Annotated in this window: 14 protein-coding genes; 10 read left to right on the forward strand and 4 right to left on the reverse strand. The window is 49.0% G+C overall.

The annotated features are described in order from the left end of the window. Window positions 1-190 precede the first annotated feature (190 nt). A complete protein-coding gene (locus tag H615_RS0109855; protein ID WP_027954991.1) occupies window positions 191-1,483 on the forward strand; it encodes an aldehyde dehydrogenase in 1,293 nt (430 codons plus the stop codon). Between the two features lie 58 nt (window positions 1,484-1,541). Here the strand turns inward: H615_RS0109855 and H615_RS0109860 are convergent, their stop codons facing one another. The 4 genes from H615_RS0109860 to H615_RS0109880 form a co-directional block, all read right to left on the reverse strand. Then, window positions 1,542-2,444, reverse strand: a complete 903-nt coding sequence (locus tag H615_RS0109860; RefSeq protein ID WP_027954992.1) for an acetamidase/formamidase family protein — start codon at window positions 2,442-2,444, stop codon at window positions 1,542-1,544. Between the two features lie 377 nt (window positions 2,445-2,821). Next, window positions 2,822-4,480 (reverse strand): M4 family metallopeptidase, encoded by a 1,659-nt coding sequence (locus tag H615_RS0109870; protein ID WP_027954994.1) that lies wholly within the window; start codon window positions 4,478-4,480, stop codon window positions 2,822-2,824. Window positions 4,481-4,775: 295 nt separating this feature from the next. Beyond that, a complete protein-coding gene (ald, locus tag H615_RS0109875; RefSeq protein WP_027954995.1) occupies window positions 4,776-5,906 on the reverse strand; it encodes an alanine dehydrogenase in 1,131 nt (376 codons plus the stop codon). A 107-nt stretch (window positions 5,907-6,013) separates the two neighbouring features. Further along, the gene (locus H615_RS0109880) at window positions 6,014-7,264 is read right to left on the reverse strand and encodes a PucR family transcriptional regulator (protein WP_027954996.1); all 1,251 of its coding nucleotides are present in this window, start codon (window positions 7,262-7,264) and stop codon (window positions 6,014-6,016) included. 185 nt (window positions 7,265-7,449) lie between these two features. Here H615_RS0109880 and H615_RS0109885 point away from each other — a divergent pair, with 185 nt between their 5' ends. The 9 genes from H615_RS0109885 (at window position 7,450) to H615_RS0109925 (ending at window position 17,410) form a co-directional block, all read left to right on the forward strand. Beyond that, window positions 7,450-8,526: a YkvI family membrane protein gene (locus H615_RS0109885; protein ID WP_027954997.1), complete on the forward strand. Its 1,077-nt coding sequence runs from the start codon at window positions 7,450-7,452 to the stop codon at window positions 8,524-8,526. A 131-nt stretch (window positions 8,527-8,657) separates the two neighbouring features. Beyond that, the gene (locus tag H615_RS0109890; RefSeq protein WP_027954998.1) at window positions 8,658-9,617 is read left to right on the forward strand and encodes an N-acetylglucosamine kinase; all 960 of its coding nucleotides are present in this window, start codon (window positions 8,658-8,660) and stop codon (window positions 9,615-9,617) included. 7 nt (window positions 9,618-9,624) lie between these two features. Next, complete coding sequence (gene murQ / locus H615_RS0109895) at window positions 9,625-10,530, forward strand: N-acetylmuramic acid 6-phosphate etherase (RefSeq protein WP_027954999.1); 906 nt, start codon at window positions 9,625-9,627, stop codon at window positions 10,528-10,530. A 57-nt stretch (window positions 10,531-10,587) separates the two neighbouring features. Continuing rightward, a complete protein-coding gene (locus H615_RS0109900; RefSeq protein ID WP_027955000.1) occupies window positions 10,588-11,964 on the forward strand; it encodes an extracellular solute-binding protein in 1,377 nt (458 codons plus the stop codon). 81 nt (window positions 11,965-12,045) lie between these two features. Then, window positions 12,046-12,939, forward strand: coding sequence for a carbohydrate ABC transporter permease (locus H615_RS0109905; protein ID WP_027955001.1), 894 nt, complete (start codon window positions 12,046-12,048; stop codon window positions 12,937-12,939). 19 nt (window positions 12,940-12,958) lie between these two features. Further along, a complete protein-coding gene (locus H615_RS0109910; RefSeq protein ID WP_027955002.1) occupies window positions 12,959-13,795 on the forward strand; it encodes a carbohydrate ABC transporter permease in 837 nt (278 codons plus the stop codon). A 14-nt stretch (window positions 13,796-13,809) separates the two neighbouring features. After that, a complete protein-coding gene (locus H615_RS0109915; protein WP_027955003.1) occupies window positions 13,810-14,703 on the forward strand; it encodes a MurR/RpiR family transcriptional regulator in 894 nt (297 codons plus the stop codon). Window positions 14,704-14,718: 15 nt separating this feature from the next. Next, complete coding sequence (locus tag H615_RS0109920) at window positions 14,719-16,122, forward strand: FAD-binding oxidoreductase (protein ID WP_027955004.1); 1,404 nt, start codon at window positions 14,719-14,721, stop codon at window positions 16,120-16,122. Then, window positions 16,115-17,410 carry a (Fe-S)-binding protein gene (locus H615_RS0109925; protein ID WP_027955005.1) on the forward strand — a complete coding sequence of 432 codons (1,296 nt, stop codon included), beginning with the start codon at window positions 16,115-16,117 and terminating at the stop codon, window positions 17,408-17,410. The genes H615_RS0109920 and H615_RS0109925 overlap by 8 nt, the downstream gene beginning before the upstream one ends. Window positions 17,411-17,475 lie beyond the last annotated feature (65 nt).

The raw sequence follows: 17,475 nt of genomic DNA on the forward strand, positions 1-17,475 counted from the left end.
CAAATCAATTGACTGTCCGGTTATAGAGGAGTAGTTTAGACAGCACGCTCATCTGGTTAGGTGAGTCCAAGGAATTGGGCCGCAGACGGTCCCGGCGTTTCACCGTTTCCTGGATAGGGAAGAGCCGGGGCATAACAGCCTGTACAAGAAGGTCGTTTGACTGCTCAACATTCAAAAGGAGACGTTTATGATGGAAAACTATCAAGAACTGGTACAGAAGCAGAAATCCTTTTTCCGTAGTGGAAAGACGAAGGAGACAGCTTTTCGTAAACAAGCTTTAACAACAATCAAAGAATATATGACCTCTCACCAACAGGATATCATCGATGCAGTGAAGGCGGATTTGAATAAGCCGGAGGAAGAGACTAACCGTGCAGAAATCGGTCTTGTACTGTCAGAAATTGATTTTATGCTTGAGAATCTGGATACATGGTCGGCCACGCAGGAAGTTCCGACTCCTAAAACTCATGGCGAAGCCAAAAGTTTTATCCAGCCTGAGCCTTATGGTTCCACTCTGGTGATCTCTCCGTGGAACTACCCCGTACAGCTGGCTGTGGCCCCACTAGTCGGAGCCATCGCAGCAGGAAACACGGCTGTATTGAAGCCGTCTGAGTTAACGCCGAACACATCCAGCCTGCTGGCCGGCATGATTAATGAAAACTTCAAGGAAGAATACATCCATGTAGTCGAAGGGGAAGTAGAGACAAGTACGGCCCTGCTTAAAGAAAATTTCGACTACATCTTCTTCACGGGTAGTACAGGCGTCGGTCGTATCGTAGCAGAAGCTGCCGCGAAGACCTTAACACCAACGACCCTTGAGCTGGGAGGTAAGAGTCCAGCGATTGTTCACAAGGACGCTGACCTGGATCAGGCAGCTGCCCGTATTGCTGGAGGTAAATTCATGAACGCCGGGCAAACCTGTGTGGCTCCTGATTATGTTCTAGCCCACAGCGATGTGAAAGAGGCATTGATGCAGAAAATCAAAGAAGTGAAAACGAACACGTATGGCGATGTGGTTCCGGCTGATACGTATCCTCACGTAGTTAGCGGAAAGCACTTCGATCGTCTCAAAAACTTTTTGGATAACGGCGAACTTTACATGGGCGGACGTACGGATAAGGAGAACTTATTTATTGAGCCAACGCTTATTGATCAAATTACCTGGGAGGACGATGTGATGCAGGACGAAATATTCGGTCCGATTCTTCCTGTGCTCACATTTGATGAAGTATCTGAAGCTGTTGAAGCGGTCATGGACCGTCCGAAACCACTGGCCCTCTATTTGTTTACAAAAGACGAGGAAGTCCAGAACGATGTCTTCACGAACATCTCCTTTGGTGGAGGTGCGATTAACGATACGATCAACCATATGACAACCCACTACCTCCCATTTGGTGGTGTAGGAAACAGTGGGATGGGAGCTTATCACGGCAAAGCAAGCTTTGATACTTTCACACACTTCAAGAGTGTTTTGAAACGATGAAAAAATATCCCTATACGAAAAGAGCTGCTCCGGTTTATTTCCGGAAGCAGCTCTTTTTTTATTCTATAGAGATGGAATAGGCTTCAAGCACTTGGTTTGGTACGAAGAAACGGGCAGTTTTCAGCGGGTCCACGACCTGACTGACCTGTACCTGCCCGGCAGCACTCATCAGCATCGTCAGTTCCGATACAGAAAGGTCTGTCTGCGGCTGGAGGAAATCAATCATCAGCTCAACCGCAGAGTCTACAGCTTCATCCAGCGTTTCTTTAGAGACAAGAATACTCAGTCCATCCTCATTTTTCAAGAAAGGGAAAGGAAGTGGCCGGCCTTTGATAATCTCTACATGGATTGAAACTTCCGCCGGAATTTCCACACCGGAGACACTGATTTCTCCGTCTCCCATGGCTGCGTGAAGATCCCCCAGAGAAAGAAGGGCACCTTTTTGAAAAACAGGGAAGTAGAGAGAAGCTCCTGTCGTCACTTCTTTTGTATCCATATTTCCTCCGTGGGCGCCTGGTGTGCCACAGGACACGGCATCACCCTCAGGTGCCACTCCAATCACCCCGATCATCGGGTTAAGCGGAAGAGATACATCCTTATTGAAAACAGCTTTTCCGTCTTCTACAGGAATGATTTTCGCCTGGAATTCTTCCATCCGGTGCCCCATCACTCCAAGGTCAGGACCGGTGACCATCACTCCGCTGTCCCCTAATTGAATATCCTGAATCGTAACTTTCAATGTATCTCCAGGCTCTGCTTCTTCAATGTAGACAGGTCCTGTAGCCGGGTTGATCCGGTTCCAGTCCACCGCATCAATTTCGGTATCCTCCGACTGGATCTGACCTTCGAAGCAGTCGTTCGTATGCACCTGAATCGTTGTGCCTGATGAAACGTTTAAGGCAGGGGGATGATCCTTGTCCATCGCATAGACGAAATGTTCCTTGGATAAAGTGACTGTCATAGGGTTTTCCTCCTTTTGGTTCCGTATTTCAATAAATTTTGAATCCTTTGTATCGAAGGCTTGGGGTCGTCTCTTCTGATGAGAGCTGCCGCCCATTCTTATGAAAGAGGCTCCCTTAATGGGAGCCTCAGCTTGTAGAGAAACCTATATTTCTTTACAAGCTTTTTTCTTTCTTACCGCCAGGAGTGAAAGCCCCTTCCCTTTCCGCAGACGAGCGCCCGAGCTTCCTCGCAAAACCCACGCTCGGCGATCTCGGCTCACTCGTTCTTCCGCAGGAGTGGAAGGGGCGGCGCTCCTTGGGGGGCTTAAAATCGAAAAAAAACAAGGCTGTCGAGACCTCTCGACAGCCAGACGCTCCCTTAATGGGGGCTTCCTGATCAGCCTGTGATTCCTACTTCGTTCAGTCCATAGGCAGCAGCTGCTGCTTCAGGGCTGTCTTCTCCGTATAGATCGACCGCTGATTGAATGATCACTTCACGTGCATGGTCAAAGTCAGAATCAGGCATCAGGTACACGGTAAGGGCGCGGTAATAAATATGGCCGAGTTTATCTTTACCAATCTTTTCACCTGTCAGGTAGGCGGCATGGTTGATGATGGAGGAGTTGATGTGGACGCCCCCGTTATCCAGTTCGATAGGCAGGTCATAATACTCGTCCATATGGGAAGGGTACATGCCGTTTCCATCTCCGTAAGAGACATAATCTGCCCCGACAGGAAACTTACTCGGGTTACTCAAACTGCGCAGGGCGGTCCGGCCGTCTGCTTTCGCTCCAGCTCCCATGATATCTTCACCCATTTCCCAGTCATCTTCATCAACCAAGGCTCCAAAGATGTCGGAGAAGGCTTCATTCAGAGCCCCTGATTGGAAGCGGTACTTCAACCCTGCTGAGAAAGTCGTCACCCCGTGGGTCATTTCGTGGGCAGCAACGTCAAGACCTGCGGATAGTGGGATGAAGAAATCCCCGTCGCCGTCTCCGTAGGTCATCTGCTGACCATTCCAGAAGGCATTGTTGTAATCCTCCCCAAAATGAACCGTCGATACGATCGGCATGCCTTCTCCATCGATAGAGTTTCGATCGTGTTCTTCCAGGAAGTATTTGTATACTTCTTCCGAATTGTAGTGGGCATCTGTCGCCGGTCGTTCATAGGAAGTGCGGAAAGCCGCATCCGAGGAGGAGAACAGCTTGCCTGGAAGCACCCATTGATTTTCAGCATCCAGGGTATAAATGCCATCCAAGTTCTTATGGCTCTGATCAAGCAGGTAGTAATCCCGTCCCTGGGTACTCATGTCCTTGGAAATGTGCAGCGTCTTGTAATCCCCAAGCACACCGATGCCAAAGCCGCGGGACGTTTTATAGCTGGCATGCATAATCGTATTATACTGATCGATGACTTTCCCGGTTTTAGCGTCTACATACACCATCCAGTTTCCCGGCGTTTCTCCAAGGAAGTTGACGTTTACTTTATAAGCCAGGTGATTTTCATCGTTGAATGGATAAATGACAAGGTCGGAAGTGGGGGATTCAACTAGTTCATCGGGTGCAGTAACCGCTTTCTTAGCGGTGGCGATGCTTTTTGCTTTTGTTATGGATGGCTTTGTGGACATGCTGGACTTTTCAATAGAAGTGTTGAACTGCCCATTCACAGCTTCCACTTTCTCGTCTTCACTGTAATGCACCTTAACAAGATGTCCTTCGACTGGGACCCCGTTTTTTGTCTGCTGCAAGGTCACGTGGGTCATTCCGAGATCATCGGTTTTCAGGTCGGTCTGTTTGAGGCTTTGGTCCGGATTGGAAATGTTATATGCCTTTTTGTTCTGCTTCAAATGCTCTTGAGCGGATTTTTCCGTGGCACTTGAGGACGTCTGTGTCTTTTCTTTGTTGAAAAAAGGCTTGTTCTGCTGATTATGTACAATCTTCTGTTGAACCTGCGTTTGATCGGATGTACTGACGGCATGTGTCTGGACAGGGGCCAATGTTCCCATGAATAACGCGGACGACAAGACGGCTACTGGAATGACGTACTTCTTTTTCATAATCAACCTCCTATCAGGAATACAACCAATTATAGGAAAAAATAGGTAAAAAAGACAGAGTCGTTCGAACTGTTTATCTTTTCTGAAAATTATGCAGGAATAACAAGAATTGTGACTATTTACGCAGGTAAGAAGGGGAGGGGCTGGTCATAGGAGACAATGGGTTCACGAACAAAAAGAGGGCAGGAAAAGTCAGCTGATGCTTATAGGGAAGAGCGGTGCATTTAGAGGAGACATTGTAAAACCCGTGCTGTGTTCACAGCACGGGTTTATGGTTAGCATTTACTGTATTTTCTTACGCGTGGGCAATTTCTTTTAAAGCTTCCAACACAGGTGTGTAGGAGTAGCCAAGATCACGGGCAACCGCTTCGTACGTCAAGTGACCGTTAGCTGTGTTGACCCCTTCTTCAATCGCTTTGTTATCATTCACTGCAGCGGTAACTCCTTTGCTGGCGATCTGCAGGGCGTAGGGAATGGTGACGTTTGTCAGTCCAATCGTCGCCGTGCGTGGTACAGCTCCCGGGATGTTGGCGACAGCATAGTGAAGGACACCGTGTTTTTCATAAATTGGATCATCGTGAGTGGTAATGTGATCCACTGTTTCGAAGTTCCCGCCCTGATCAATAGCAACGTCAACGATGACAGAACCTTCTTTCATGGATTTCACCATATCTTCAGAAACCAGCTTCGGTGCTTTAGCTCCAGGGATAAGAACCGCGCCGATGACAAGGTCTGCATCTTTCACAGATTCAGCAATGTTATACGGGTTGGACATCAATGTCTGGATGTCGGAACCGAACTGATCGTCAAGTTCACGGAGGCGTGTCGGATTAAGGTCAAGAATGGTCACCTGAGCACCGAGACCAATTGCGATTTTCGCAGCGTTCGTACCAACGATTCCGCCGCCGATGATGACCACTTTACCGCGGGAAACGCCTGGAACACCGCTCAATAGTATGCCCATGCCGCCGTAGGATTTCTCAAGGTACTGGGCACCGATCTGGGTAGCCATCCGCCCGGCTACTTCACTCATTGGTGTAAGCAGAGGGAGTTTTTGATCAGCAGAAACGGTTTCGTAAGCGATTGCCGTTACTTCATTTTCCACAAGTGCCTTCGTCAATTCAGGCTCTGCCGCCAGGTGAAGGTAGGTGAAAAGAATTAATCCTTTACGGAAATAAGGATATTCTGAAGCCAGTGGTTCTTTAACTTTCATAACCATTTCAGAAGCAGCCCACAGTTCTGAAGCGCTTTCAATAAGCTCAGCACCAGAGGCTTGATATTCTTCGTTCGTGAAGTTACTGCCAAGACCGGCATCGACTTCAATGTATACTTTATGTCCTGCTTTTGTAAGGTTTACAACCCCTGATGGTGTAATAGCTACACGGTTTTCGTTGTTTTTAATCTCTTTCGGTACTCCGATAATCATAAGAAAATGACCACCTTTCAGAACAATTTGTAAGAAAAGTATAGCCCGGGAAATGAGTTTTTTGTTTAGCAGAAAATGAGAAAATAAAGAAGAGGATTTGTGAAAAATCACAAATCCTCTTTTTCTTGTTCATCGATTAGCAAATCTATGAACAGCATCATTTTTTGACTGGCATTTTTATAGTCGATTCCGCCGATTTCCCGGATCCTTTTCAGCCGGTAATTCAATGTGTTGGTGTGAATATGCATGTCTTCGGCTGCTTTATGGACGTTGCTGTTATGAGCAAGGAAGACCTTCAACGTTTCAAGAAGGGCCGCCCGGTTATCTTCATCATACACCTTGATTTTGCGGAGGGCATCATTATGGTAATGTTCTTTCCTCTGCAGCTCGGCAATTTCATTAATGAACTGATAGATGCCGAGGTCCTGGTAATGATCCACTTCAGCAAGGGCTTTCGGGAATTGATCCTTCAACTCAAGCACTTTAAGGGCCTGCTTGTAGCTGGAGTGGATCAGCGACGGTGTGTGGTAGACGAGGCCGACGGCTCCCTTTAAATCATCGAAGTTCAGCCGTTCTTTCATTTTCTGGGTGAAATCGTTCAGAAAAGCACGGCTCAAGTGTTCCGCCTCTTCTTTAGGGTCTGTCCGTACAAGCAGGATCAGCTGATGATCGTCAAAAATCCGGCTGACAATCCTTGTCTGGTACAGTGTCTCTGATAAATAGTAGGCCTGACGTTCGACAGACTGACTGAGGTCTTCTGTAAATTCGAAGACAGCTACACAAAGCTGACCCTGGAGGTTCATTTGATATTTTTTTCCCAGTCGTTTGATATCGGAGGAGTTTTCCAAAGCGCCGGTTAACAGCTGCCAGAAAAACTCTTTTTGGTTTTCTTCGGATTTCTTTTTCTTCGCCTGCTGGCGGAGCAGGTGCTGACTTACGATGCGGGCGGCATCTTCAATGGTCTGAAGATGCTCTTCCGTGATCGTCAATTCCGCGGTCTGTGCCCAGATGAAGCCGAGGATGTCCTCTTTATGCCTTACCGATACGGCAAGCCTGCGGCCGAGGCCGATGTCATCAATCGGAGGGACGATGACAGGGCGTCCGCTTTCGAAAAGCCTGGCCATAATGCCGTGCTTCCATAAGCCGTTGACGACGCTCTCCGGTACTTTCCGGCGCATGATCGTAGCCGTTCTGGCATCATCCACACGTTCTTCATGTTTGCTGTAGGAAACAATCTGATGATTGGCATCTTCGATTGTTACGGGGCATCCAAGGCTTTCGGCGATTCGATCGGCTAATCCTTCGGGAGAATCAATCAGATCGTTCAATGTTTTAGGGGTACGTGGTGATGGACTCATAGACGTTCTCCTTCTTTCAATCATTACTTCTATTCTATCATGGTTTTCCGTATGCAGACATGACCATTTTCCCTTGCTTATTTTGTGTATTTATACGAAGATAGAAAGATCTGTTTGTGTAAAACGACAAAAGGCAGAAAGCGTTTCATAAAACAACAGGAATTTTTTACATAAGGAGGAGCAGCATGAGTAGAATTTTTAAGATTGCCAGTGCATTTATCGGAATTATTGTAGGAGCAGGTTTCGCTTCCGGCCAGGAAGTGTTGTTGTATTTCACCAGCTTCGGACATATGGGTACCGCGGGGGCCGTACTGGCCACAGCCTTTTTCGCCTACATGGGGATGATGCTGACAAGACTCGGCACCCGGATGAAAGCCGATTCTCATAAAGAAGCCGTCCACCGTGTGAGCGGCTGGCGCTGGCTGGGATGGGTCGTCGATGCGGTTATCATTTTCACGTTATTCGGCGTAGGTGTTGTCATGATTGCTGGAGCAGGTTCGATTCCAAGTCAGCAGTTCGGAATTCCAGCAATCACAGGTGTCATTTTCATGTGCGTCATCGTAACGTCTGCCCTATTGTTGAATGTCGACAAAGTGGTAAAGATTATCGGCAGTATTACCCCGTTTTTAATATTGACTGTCGTGGTTATTTCTATCTATAGTTTGATGTCGATGGATAAAAGCTTTGCTGTTTTGGAAGCGACCGCCCTGAAGCAGCCGAGTGACTTTTCCTATTGGTTCATTTCTGCCATGAACTATGTGTCGTTTAATATCGCAGTCGGTGCTTCGATGGCTCTATTGATGGGCGGGAACGAAACAGATGAAAAAACCTCTGCGCTTGGCGGACTTTTTGGCGGACTCGGTCTCGGTCTGATGATCGTGCTCAGCCATCTTGCCATTTTTTCAAGAGTCGATTCCATTGCGGGGTACGACATGCCGCTGCTGGCTTTAGTGGACGAGCTGTCGCCGGTGCTCGGGGCGTTTTATTCCATCGTTTTATTCGGAATGGTATTCAACACCGCGGTCAGTATGTTCTTCTCTTTCGCTGCACGTTTTACAACACTGGGGACAGCCCGGCATAAAAAATTCGTTCTAATGACGATTGCGGCCGCTTTCGGATTGAGCTTCCTCGGATTTACAGACCTCGTTTCCTTATTCTATCCTCTCATTGGAAATATGGGTCTCTTTTTAATTGCGGCACTCCTTGTTGCGCCGTTCCGGTTTAGGGCGGAAGAAAAAAAGAACAGCAAACAAGCAGCATAGCGGAGACAGCCCGGACTAATAACAGTCCGGGTTTTTCTTTTTTGAAATATAATTACGAATTTTCTAACATTTAATTGACATGAAAATTCATACGCTCTATAATGAGTTCAACAAGGTTTGGGAGGAAGCCCATGACGTACATCATAGGTATTGACGGTGGAGGAACCAAAACGACCTGTCTGTTTTTGAAAGCGGACGAAAGGGCGTATCCAAAGCGGCCGCTGATGGTGAAAGGGCCGGGGACAAACCCACACGTCGTTGGTTTTGAGGAAGCCGGGAGAAGACTTGAGAGCCTGATCCGGCACGGAATGAAGACGTTCTCCCTGGCACCGCAGGAAATATCAGGAGCAGGAATGGGACTGGCAGGAGTCGGCAGGCGGGATGAGATCGAACAGATGGTGGGTACAATGCGTACTATTTTTTTTAATCCATATTTTTCAGAAAATTTAAACTTGTACATCACATCCGATGTGCATGCGGCGTTGAAGGGATCGCTGGCCCCAGGCATAGAGGAAGGGATGCTGTTGATTTCCGGCACGGGCTCCAATGCTGTTGGAATAACAGCGGAGGGAAAAATTGTGACATGCGGGGGATGGGGACATCTAATTGGAGATGAAGGCAGCGGTTATCACCTTTCTTTGAAAGCGTTATCAAAAGTGGCTAAGGCAGCGGATGGGCGCGGAGAGCCTACACAAATGACTTCTTATATTCTGCGTGCTTGCGGTTTAGAGCGACCGGAACAGTTGATTCGGTGTCTGTATGATCGTCCTTTTGAGAAGAAGGAAGTCGCTGCTTTGGCTCCTTACATCATCGAAGCTTCTGAACAGGGCGATAAGGCAGCGGTGGATCTGCTGAAGGAAGCGGCAGAAGAGCTGGTGCTTCATATTGAAAGTCTCGTTAAGCAGGGAGTGGATCCGAAAGCGCCTGTTTCAGCAGCGGGTTCCATCCTTACATACTCCCAAGTTCTTCGAAATCATGTTGGAAAGCTGTTGGAAGACAGGCAGTTCGGTCCCTTGACCGATCCTTACGCTCCACCGGAATATGGAGCGGCTTTACTTGGCAGATCAGCCGGAATGGAAAAAGAAAGGTGATGGACTCATGACAGATTCCCTTACATTTTTAACGACGGAACAGAGGAACGCACGGACGATACATATGGACGAGATGACAACAGTAGAAATGCTGACGGTGATGAACGACGAAGATCATAAAGCAGCGGAGGCTGTGAAAAACGTACTGCCGGCGATTACAAAAGCTGTCGACCACATCGCAGAAGCCTTGAAAAACGGGGGCCGCTTATTTTACGTCGGCGCAGGAACGAGTGGAAGACTCGGCGTGCTTGATGCATCGGAGTGTCCGCCGACATTTATGGTTGACCCTTCGCTTGTGCAGGCAGTGATGGCCGGAGGCGGCCGGGCATTTACAGAAGCAAAGGAAAACTCCGAAGATAACGAAAATCAGGGCCGGGAAGATTTGAAGGCCCGCGGATTCAGCAAAAAGGATGTCGTCGTCGGGATTACTGCCAGCGGCCGGACCCCTTATCCTATCGGAGCGCTGACTTATGCCGGGGAGGTCGGCGCTTTTACAATCTCTCTCTCCTGTAATGATAAGTCTGAAATCAGTGGGAAGGCCGATTGTCCGATCGAAGTCATCGTCGGACCAGAAGTATTGACAGGGTCCACCCGTTTGAAGTCAGCGACGGCTCATAAGATGGTATTGAACATGCTGAGCACAGCTGTGATGGTCAAGCTTGGAAAGGTGTATGAAAACCTGATGGTGGATGTGCATGCAAACAACTACAAACTGCGGGAGAGGGCTAAAAGCATTTTAATGGAAGCGGCCGGGACTTCCTATGAGGAAGCGGAAGAGGCTCTGCAGAAAGCGCAGCATCAGGTGAAACCTGCCATCGTTATGTTGAAAAGGAAGGTGTCCTTTGAAGAAGCTAAACGTCTCCTCGATACCTGTGACGGGCAGCTCCGGGATGCGGTGAATGCGAAAACTTAATTTGAAAACCACACGTTGGTTTCAAATACATGATTTCATTCAAAAAAGGGGGAGCTTATGTTGAGTTTATGGAGGAAAACATCAGCTTGGTTGATTGTCGCCGTTTTATTTGGTTTTCTTTTACTCGTCGGTTGTGCACCCGGAGCAGGGACAGAAGAGACAGATAGTGAGGGCAGCGAAGAGGAGTCTTCTTCAGAGAACAGCGGAGAAGAATCGGGAGAGGTTTCGGGAGAACTTGAAATTCAGTATTTTGTCGGCGGTTATGGAGATTCCTGGTGGAAAGAGGTTATCGGTGATTTCCAGGAGGAGTATCCGGATGTCACGATTACGGAGCATGCCGGTCCGAACATTAACGAAGAAATGCGTTCCCGCTGGGTTTCGGACGATCCGCCTGATGTCGTCTACATCGATGGAGCAGGCTCCAGTGAAACACAGATGGTGGAAGACGGTCAGTTGATGGACTTGACCGACTGGATGGAAGGCGTCGAGCTTGAGGATGGTACGGCTTTGAGCGAGAGCTTTATCGTCGATCCGGCTGATTATGATGGCAGCGTATACAGCCTGCCGCTTGTTTTTGATACATGGGGAACGTGGTATGACAATGCCTGGTTTGAAGAAAAAGGCTGGGAGGTTCCAAAAGATTTTCCTGGATTTATGGACACGATGGGGCAGATCAAAGACGAAGAGGGCATCGCTCCTTTTGTCACCACTGGTCAGTACCCGTATTACTTCCTGCGCGGTGTGCTGTATCCCGCCTTCGGTGCGGCCGGCGGGGATGAGCTTTTGACGGATGTGATTAAAGGTAATGAAGGGGCCTGGACGAGCGATCCGGTTCTTGATGTTATGAAAAAAGTCGAGCAGATGCAGGCAGAAGGCATGATTGATGATGGGTTCGGTGCTTTGAACCATACGCAGTCCCAGATGAACTTCCTTCTTCATGACAATGCGTTCATTCCTGTAGGATTCTGGCTGCCTAACGAAATGGCCAACGATACACCGGATGACTTCGAGTATGGATTCGTTCCATCACCGATGCAGGATGAAGGAGAGCCTTATGCCATCGTTCCTGACCTTCGTCCACTGGCTATCGCTGAAAAAGCAGAAAACAAGGAAGCAGCCAAAGCGTTTGTCGAGTTTGTTTTCACAAAAGAGTATGCGAAGAGCTTCTCTGAACATACAGGAGCAATCATGAACCTGCAGGGGGTTGATTTATCTTCCAGTGAAGAAGTGCCTTCCTTCTTGATCGAAGCGAATGAAATGATCAACGATCCGGAACAGGTGCAGATTCATCAGAAGCCCCACCCAATGAGTTCAGAGCTGGAAACGCCGATCAGCAACTCGCTCGTTTCCCTCATGCTCGGAAACATAACCGCAGAGGAATTCGTGGAGGAAGCTGAAAAAGCCGCAGCTGAATACCGCAGCAGTTTAGAGTAGGCTCACATGGAAGGAGGAATGGGAAGGCTCTTGTCTTCACATTCCTTTTTTCATAACCATACAGAAAGAGAGGGAAGTGTGATGGTCCAATCGCGCAGGCAGAGGAATCTATTTCTCGCATTTTGTCTTGTTCCAACGTTCATCCTGTTTTCTGTTTTCACCCTTTATCCATTATTCAACGGTCTTTATTATTCGTTTTTTGAATGGTCCGGTGCATCGTCGCTGGCGGAATTTGTCGGGTTTGATAACTACCGCCGGCTGTTCAGTGATGAGATTATCCCCAGAACCATCCTTCACGATTATTTCCTTGTTGTGACCAAAGTGGTCGGGATCATGATTTTGTCGACATTTTTTGCCGTCGCTTTGACACAGCTGAAAATTAAAGAAGCCCCTTTCTACCGCATCGTCTTCTTCTTTCCCAACATTATGTCGGTGGTGGTCATCGGTATCTTATGGATGTTCATCTATAATCCGAGTCTCGGTCTCGTCAACTCCGGTCTTGAGCTGATTGGTCTGGAAAGCTGGACGAAACCGTGGCTCGGCAGTGAGGACTGGGCGCTTCCAAGCCTTGTACTTCCTTCTGTCTGGGCTGGGATCGGATTGTTCATGCTCATGCTGATGGGCGGGATTTCCAACATTTCGAAAAGCTATTATGAAGCCGCTGAGATCGACGGGGCGACAGAGTGGCAGCAGTTTTGGAAAGTGACCCTGCCGCTCATCTGGCCGCAGATTAAGATCAGCATTTTATACATCATCATTACGACATTGAATGGTTCCTTCATCATTGTCCAGGTTATGACAAAGGGCGGGCCGAACAATTCGACCCATGTGATGGGATCGTATTTATATGAACAGGCATTTGTTAAGTACAATTTCGGCTATGGCGCAACGATTGGTGTAATGATTTTAATTCTATCGTTGGTCACGGTTCTTATTATGCAGTTTTTTATGAGAAGGGAAAAAGTGGAATATTAACAGACAGGAGGGGAATGGAGTGCAGACAGGAAAATTCTTTTCACGTACCATCGTTCGAATTCCTTTGATCATCTGGACACTCGCTGTTCTGTATCCGATCGTCTGGATGGTTCTGGGCGCGTTTAAATCGAACGCGGAAATTTACGCCAACCCGTGGGGACTGCCGGAATCATTCAGCTTTGCCAATTTTGTGGATGCCTGGAGCAACTACAATATCGACACGAGTGTTTTCAACAGCTTCATTGTGACAGGTCTCGGTGCCACGTTAACGCTGATGATGGCGATTCCTACATCCTACGCGTTGGAGCGTATGCGTTTCCGCGGGAACCGTCTGTTGTTTACGCTGTATATTTCTGCGATGATGATTCCAATGGTTCTCGGCTGGATTCCATTGTTCTTTTTATTGATGCAGCTGAACCTACTGGATAACATTTTCGGATTGAGCATCGTCTATGCGGTGAGCCAGCTGCCCTTCAGCATTTTCGTACTGACGAGCTTTATGGCTACGATACCGAAGTCACTGGAAGAAGCAGCAGCCATTGATGGGATGTCGCCGTATGGCATCTTGTGGAAGGTAATTACTCCGCTCTCGACAACGGGTATCATTACCGTAACGATCATGAACATGATCCAGTTCTGGAATGAGTATTTTATGGCTTTAATCTTCCTGCAGACGGAAGAAAACTATACGCTGGCCCTGGCGATCGATTACATAAGCAATGAGACCCAGTACACCAACGCGTGGGGAACCTTATTTGCAAGCTTAGTGATTGCCATCGTTCCTGTCATCGTCCTGTATGCGATTTTCCAGCGGCGCATTGTCAAAGGAATGACAGAAGGAGCTATTAAAGGATAAGAGTGGTGGAAGATATGAAAAATTCATTGAAAGGCGGCCTTGTCATTCTGAATGAAATGAAGGACAAGCTGCCACCGTCAGAAAGAAAAATTGCCGAATTTATACTGGATCAGCCTCATGAAGCGATCCATTGTACGGCTACACAGCTTGGTGAACTGAGTTCCACCAGCAGTGCTGCGGTCATCCGTTTGTGTAAGTCCCTCGGGTTGAAGGGCCTGCAGGAGCTGAAGCTGCGCATTTCCGGAGACCTGCAGAAGAAGCCGGAGGCCCGCTTCCGGGATATCCAGCCAGGGGAACCCTCTGATTCAATTGTTGAAAAAGTGACCAACAACAGCCTGCAGGCGATCAAGGAAACGACGGAAATGGTCGATTACCGGACCCTGGAAAAAGCAGTGGATGTTTTGAAAAAAGCGGATACCATCCACTTCTTCGGTGTTGGAGCCTCCGGGATCATCGCCCAGGATGCCCAGCAGAAATTCCTTCGGATGAACAAGGCGACTTCCGCATTTACGGATATGCACAATGCGGCCATGAACATTGCGAACGTAAAGGAAAATGATGTCGTCTTCGGCATTTCTTTTTCCGGTGAAACGTATGAAACGGCGAAAATCATGGAAATTGCCAAATACAAAGGGGCCAAAACGATCAGTCTTACCCGCTATGGGCATTCCCCCGTGACGGCCCATGCCGATGTGTCGCTGTATATTTCAGCCTCCAGGGAAATTCCTGCCCCATTCCGGAGCGGGGCAACCTCTTCAAGGCTGGCACAGCTGCATATGATCGACATTCTTTTTGTTAATCTTGTCACCGACCAGTGGAATGAAGCGTCCGATTACTTTAATGAAATTACCGATGCCATGGATGTGTTGAAAGGAAAACCGCTTCGTCAGAAAAAAGCCCAATCTTAAGAAGGAGCTGAGCATATGGACGAATGGATCGAGGAACTCCGCCGGATCATCCCTGAAAAAAGGGTGCTGACGGATCTTGCAGACCGGCACAGCTACAGCTTTGATGCCTCGTTCGACGAGCATCTGCCGGATGTTGTGGTCCAGCCGAAAACCAAGCAGGAAACCGCTGATGTTTTGAAACTGGCCAACCGTTATAGAATTCCTGTTCACCCGAGAGGATCAGGCACATGTCTGAGTGGCGGACCGCTCCCGGTGCACGGAGGAATTGTTCTGGATATGTCCCAGTACCCCGCTGAAATCCATCTGCGTCCGCGGGATCTCACCGTGGACGTCACTCCGAGTGTGCTCACGGCTAATATCAACAAGGCAGCTGAAGAGCACGGCCTTATGTACGCGCCGGATCCAAGCAGTGCCCATGTTGCTACGATCGGCGGCAACCTTGCGGAGAATTCCGGAGGCCCCCGGGGCTTGAAATACGGGGTAACAAAAGATCATGTGCTTGGCCTTGAGGTCGTCACACCGGAAGGGGAAATCATCCGCACCGGCGGACGCACGATCAAAAATGTCACCGGTATAGACTTAACGAAGCTGATTGTAGGGTCAGAGGGTATTTTAGGTGTCATCGTCGGGGCGACGTTGAAGCTGATGCCGAAGCCTCCAGCTGTTCAGACGCTGATGGTTACGTTTGATGAAGTGCGAAAAGCGGGGGAGGCCATTTCCCAGACCCTTACCTCCGGAATCCTTCCGTCTAAGATGGAGTTTATGGATCAGGCCTGTGTCACGGCTGTAGAAAAATTTCAGCCGGCTGGTCTTCCTGTCGATGCTGCTGCCGTCATTATTATTGAACTGGACGGTCATCCCGAGACGTTGAAGGTCGAGAAGCGCCTCATCGAAGAAATTATGGAGGATATGGGTGCGCTTGATGTGATCATTCCGAAAACGAACGAAGAAGCGGCTAAGCTTTGGCATGCAAGGAAACAGGTATCGCCTGCGATTGCGAAAATCAAGCCGACAAAGGTCTCCGAAGATGCGACGGTGCCCCGGAGTAAAATTCCCGATTTTATGGACCGGCTTCAGATTATTAAGGAGAAGTATGACGTGGAAGTGGTCGCCTTCGGACATGCCGGGGATGGAAACCTCCATCCGAATGTCCTGTGTGATAAGCGCGATGTGGAGGAAATGAAGCGCGTGGAAAAGGCCGTGGAAGAAATGTTTGAAGCGGCTCTGGAACTCGGCGGCACCCTCTCCGGTGAACATGGAATCGGAACGATGAAAGCCCCCTTCATGGAACTGGAGCTCGGCGAAGTCGGACTGGACATGATGAAGCGGATCAAGGAGAGCTGGGATCCGAACGGCATTCTGAACCCAGGCAAGGTGTTCCCGGAAAAAGGGCAGAAGCTGGTGCTGCACCATGAATAGTCTGCTGCAGGAACAACTCAGCTATGACAAAACGTTCGACTGCGTCCAGTGTGGCTACTGCCTTCCCGCCTGCCCCACGTATGAGACGATGGAAAGAGAAACCCACTCGCCGCGCGGCCGGATCAACCTCGTGAAAATGGTCGCTGAAGGGAAGGCATCCGTCGAAGATTTGAAAGAGCCGATCGAAAAATGCCTCGGCTGCATGGCGTGTACAACCGTCTGTCCGACGAATGTCCAGTACGGAGAAATTCTGGAGAGCGCCAAGCACGTCATTGATGAACACGAGGGAAAAAGCAGACCACGGAAACTGGTCGAAAACTTCATGTTCCAACGCTTCTTTCCTTCCACAGCTTGGATGGATTCGCTTGGACATGCCACTTGGCTCTATCAATCCAGTGGTCTGAAAAAAGTGTCCCAGCGGTTCGGTCTGACGAAGCGGGCCCCGCTGCACATTCACGAATTTGAAGCGGTCCTTCCCGAGATGCCTTCCCCAAAGCGGCGGAAATCCAGGGCGGGCCGATACGTCCGTAAACGTCCGGCCACAGCTAAAGTTGCTTTTTTCAAGGGCTGCATTATGGATAGTGTGTTTTATGAAACGAACCAAAACACGATGGAGCTGCTGTTGCGAAGCGGCGCAGAAGTTGTTTTTCCAGACCAGCAGACGTGCTGCGGGGCTCTTCACGCGCATTCCGGGAAAGTCGATGCATCTGTTGAGCTGGCCAAACGGAATATTGAAGCCTTTGAAGAGGAAAGTTTTGATTACATTGTCAATAACGCAGGCGGATGCGGCGCCCGTCTGATTGAATATCCGCACCTGTTTGAAAAAGGAACGGACTGGCACAGTCGGGCTTCCGCCTTTGCAGCTAATGTGAAGGACATCTCAGAAGTGCTGGTGGATCTGGACGGCCTCCGGTTTGAGCAGTCCGTTCCGCGAACTGTAACTTATCAGCCTTCCTGCCACCTGCGAAACGTCCAGAAGGTAACCGATGCGCCTGTCGCGCTGTTGGAAAAAGTGCCCGGACTGACGCTGAAACAGATGGACCGTCCGGAATTCTGCTGCGGCTCCGCAGGGATTTACAACATCGTCAACTATGAAGAGGCGATGGACGTCCTCGATGTGAAAATGCAGGACGTCTGCGGTGTGGACCCGGATGGCATCGTCACCTCCAACCCGGGCTGCCTGCTGCAGATGAAGCTCGGCGTTGTCCGCGAAGGTGCCGGTGACCGTATGGAAGCCGTTCATTTGGTGGATGTGTTGATGGAAGCGGATCCTCAGCCGAAAACGTAAAGCGCCTCCTCCTGGGGGGCTTTTTTGTTTTGGACTTTATGGGGGAGGGGCGGCTGATATCAATT

The sequence above is a fragment of the Halobacillus kuroshimensis DSM 18393 genome, from assembly GCF_000425705.1.
In the GTDB taxonomy this organism is placed as follows: Bacteria; Bacillota; Bacilli; order Bacillales; family Halobacillaceae; genus Halobacillus; species Halobacillus kuroshimensis.

What these genes read in the sequence shown, in the direction of transcription:
- H615_RS0109855 (WP_027954991.1), top strand. Translation starts at nt 191, where the DNA reads ATGGAAAACTATCAAGAACTGGTACAGAAGCAGAAATCCTTTTTCCGT.
- H615_RS0109860 (WP_027954992.1), bottom strand. Translation starts at nt 2,444, where the DNA reads ATGACAGTCACTTTATCCAAGGAACATTTCGTCTATGCGATGGACAAG.
- H615_RS0109870 (WP_027954994.1), bottom strand. Translation starts at nt 4,480, where the DNA reads ATGAAAAAGAAGTACGTCATTCCAGTAGCCGTCTTGTCGTCCGCGTTA.
- ald (WP_027954995.1), bottom strand. Translation starts at nt 5,906, where the DNA reads ATGATTATCGGAGTACCGAAAGAGATTAAAAACAACGAAAACCGTGTA.
- H615_RS0109880 (WP_027954996.1), bottom strand. Translation starts at nt 7,264, where the DNA reads ATGAGTCCATCACCACGTACCCCTAAAACATTGAACGATCTGATTGAT.
- H615_RS0109885 (WP_027954997.1), top strand. Translation starts at nt 7,450, where the DNA reads ATGAGTAGAATTTTTAAGATTGCCAGTGCATTTATCGGAATTATTGTA.
- H615_RS0109890 (WP_027954998.1), top strand. Translation starts at nt 8,658, where the DNA reads ATGACGTACATCATAGGTATTGACGGTGGAGGAACCAAAACGACCTGT.
- murQ (WP_027954999.1), top strand. Translation starts at nt 9,625, where the DNA reads ATGACAGATTCCCTTACATTTTTAACGACGGAACAGAGGAACGCACGG.
- H615_RS0109900 (WP_027955000.1), top strand. Translation starts at nt 10,588, where the DNA reads ATGTTGAGTTTATGGAGGAAAACATCAGCTTGGTTGATTGTCGCCGTT.
- H615_RS0109905 (WP_027955001.1), top strand. Translation starts at nt 12,046, where the DNA reads ATGGTCCAATCGCGCAGGCAGAGGAATCTATTTCTCGCATTTTGTCTT.
- H615_RS0109915 (WP_027955003.1), top strand. Translation starts at nt 13,810, where the DNA reads ATGAAAAATTCATTGAAAGGCGGCCTTGTCATTCTGAATGAAATGAAG.
- H615_RS0109920 (WP_027955004.1), top strand. Translation starts at nt 14,719, where the DNA reads ATGGACGAATGGATCGAGGAACTCCGCCGGATCATCCCTGAAAAAAGG.
- H615_RS0109925 (WP_027955005.1), top strand. Translation starts at nt 16,115, where the DNA reads ATGAATAGTCTGCTGCAGGAACAACTCAGCTATGACAAAACGTTCGAC.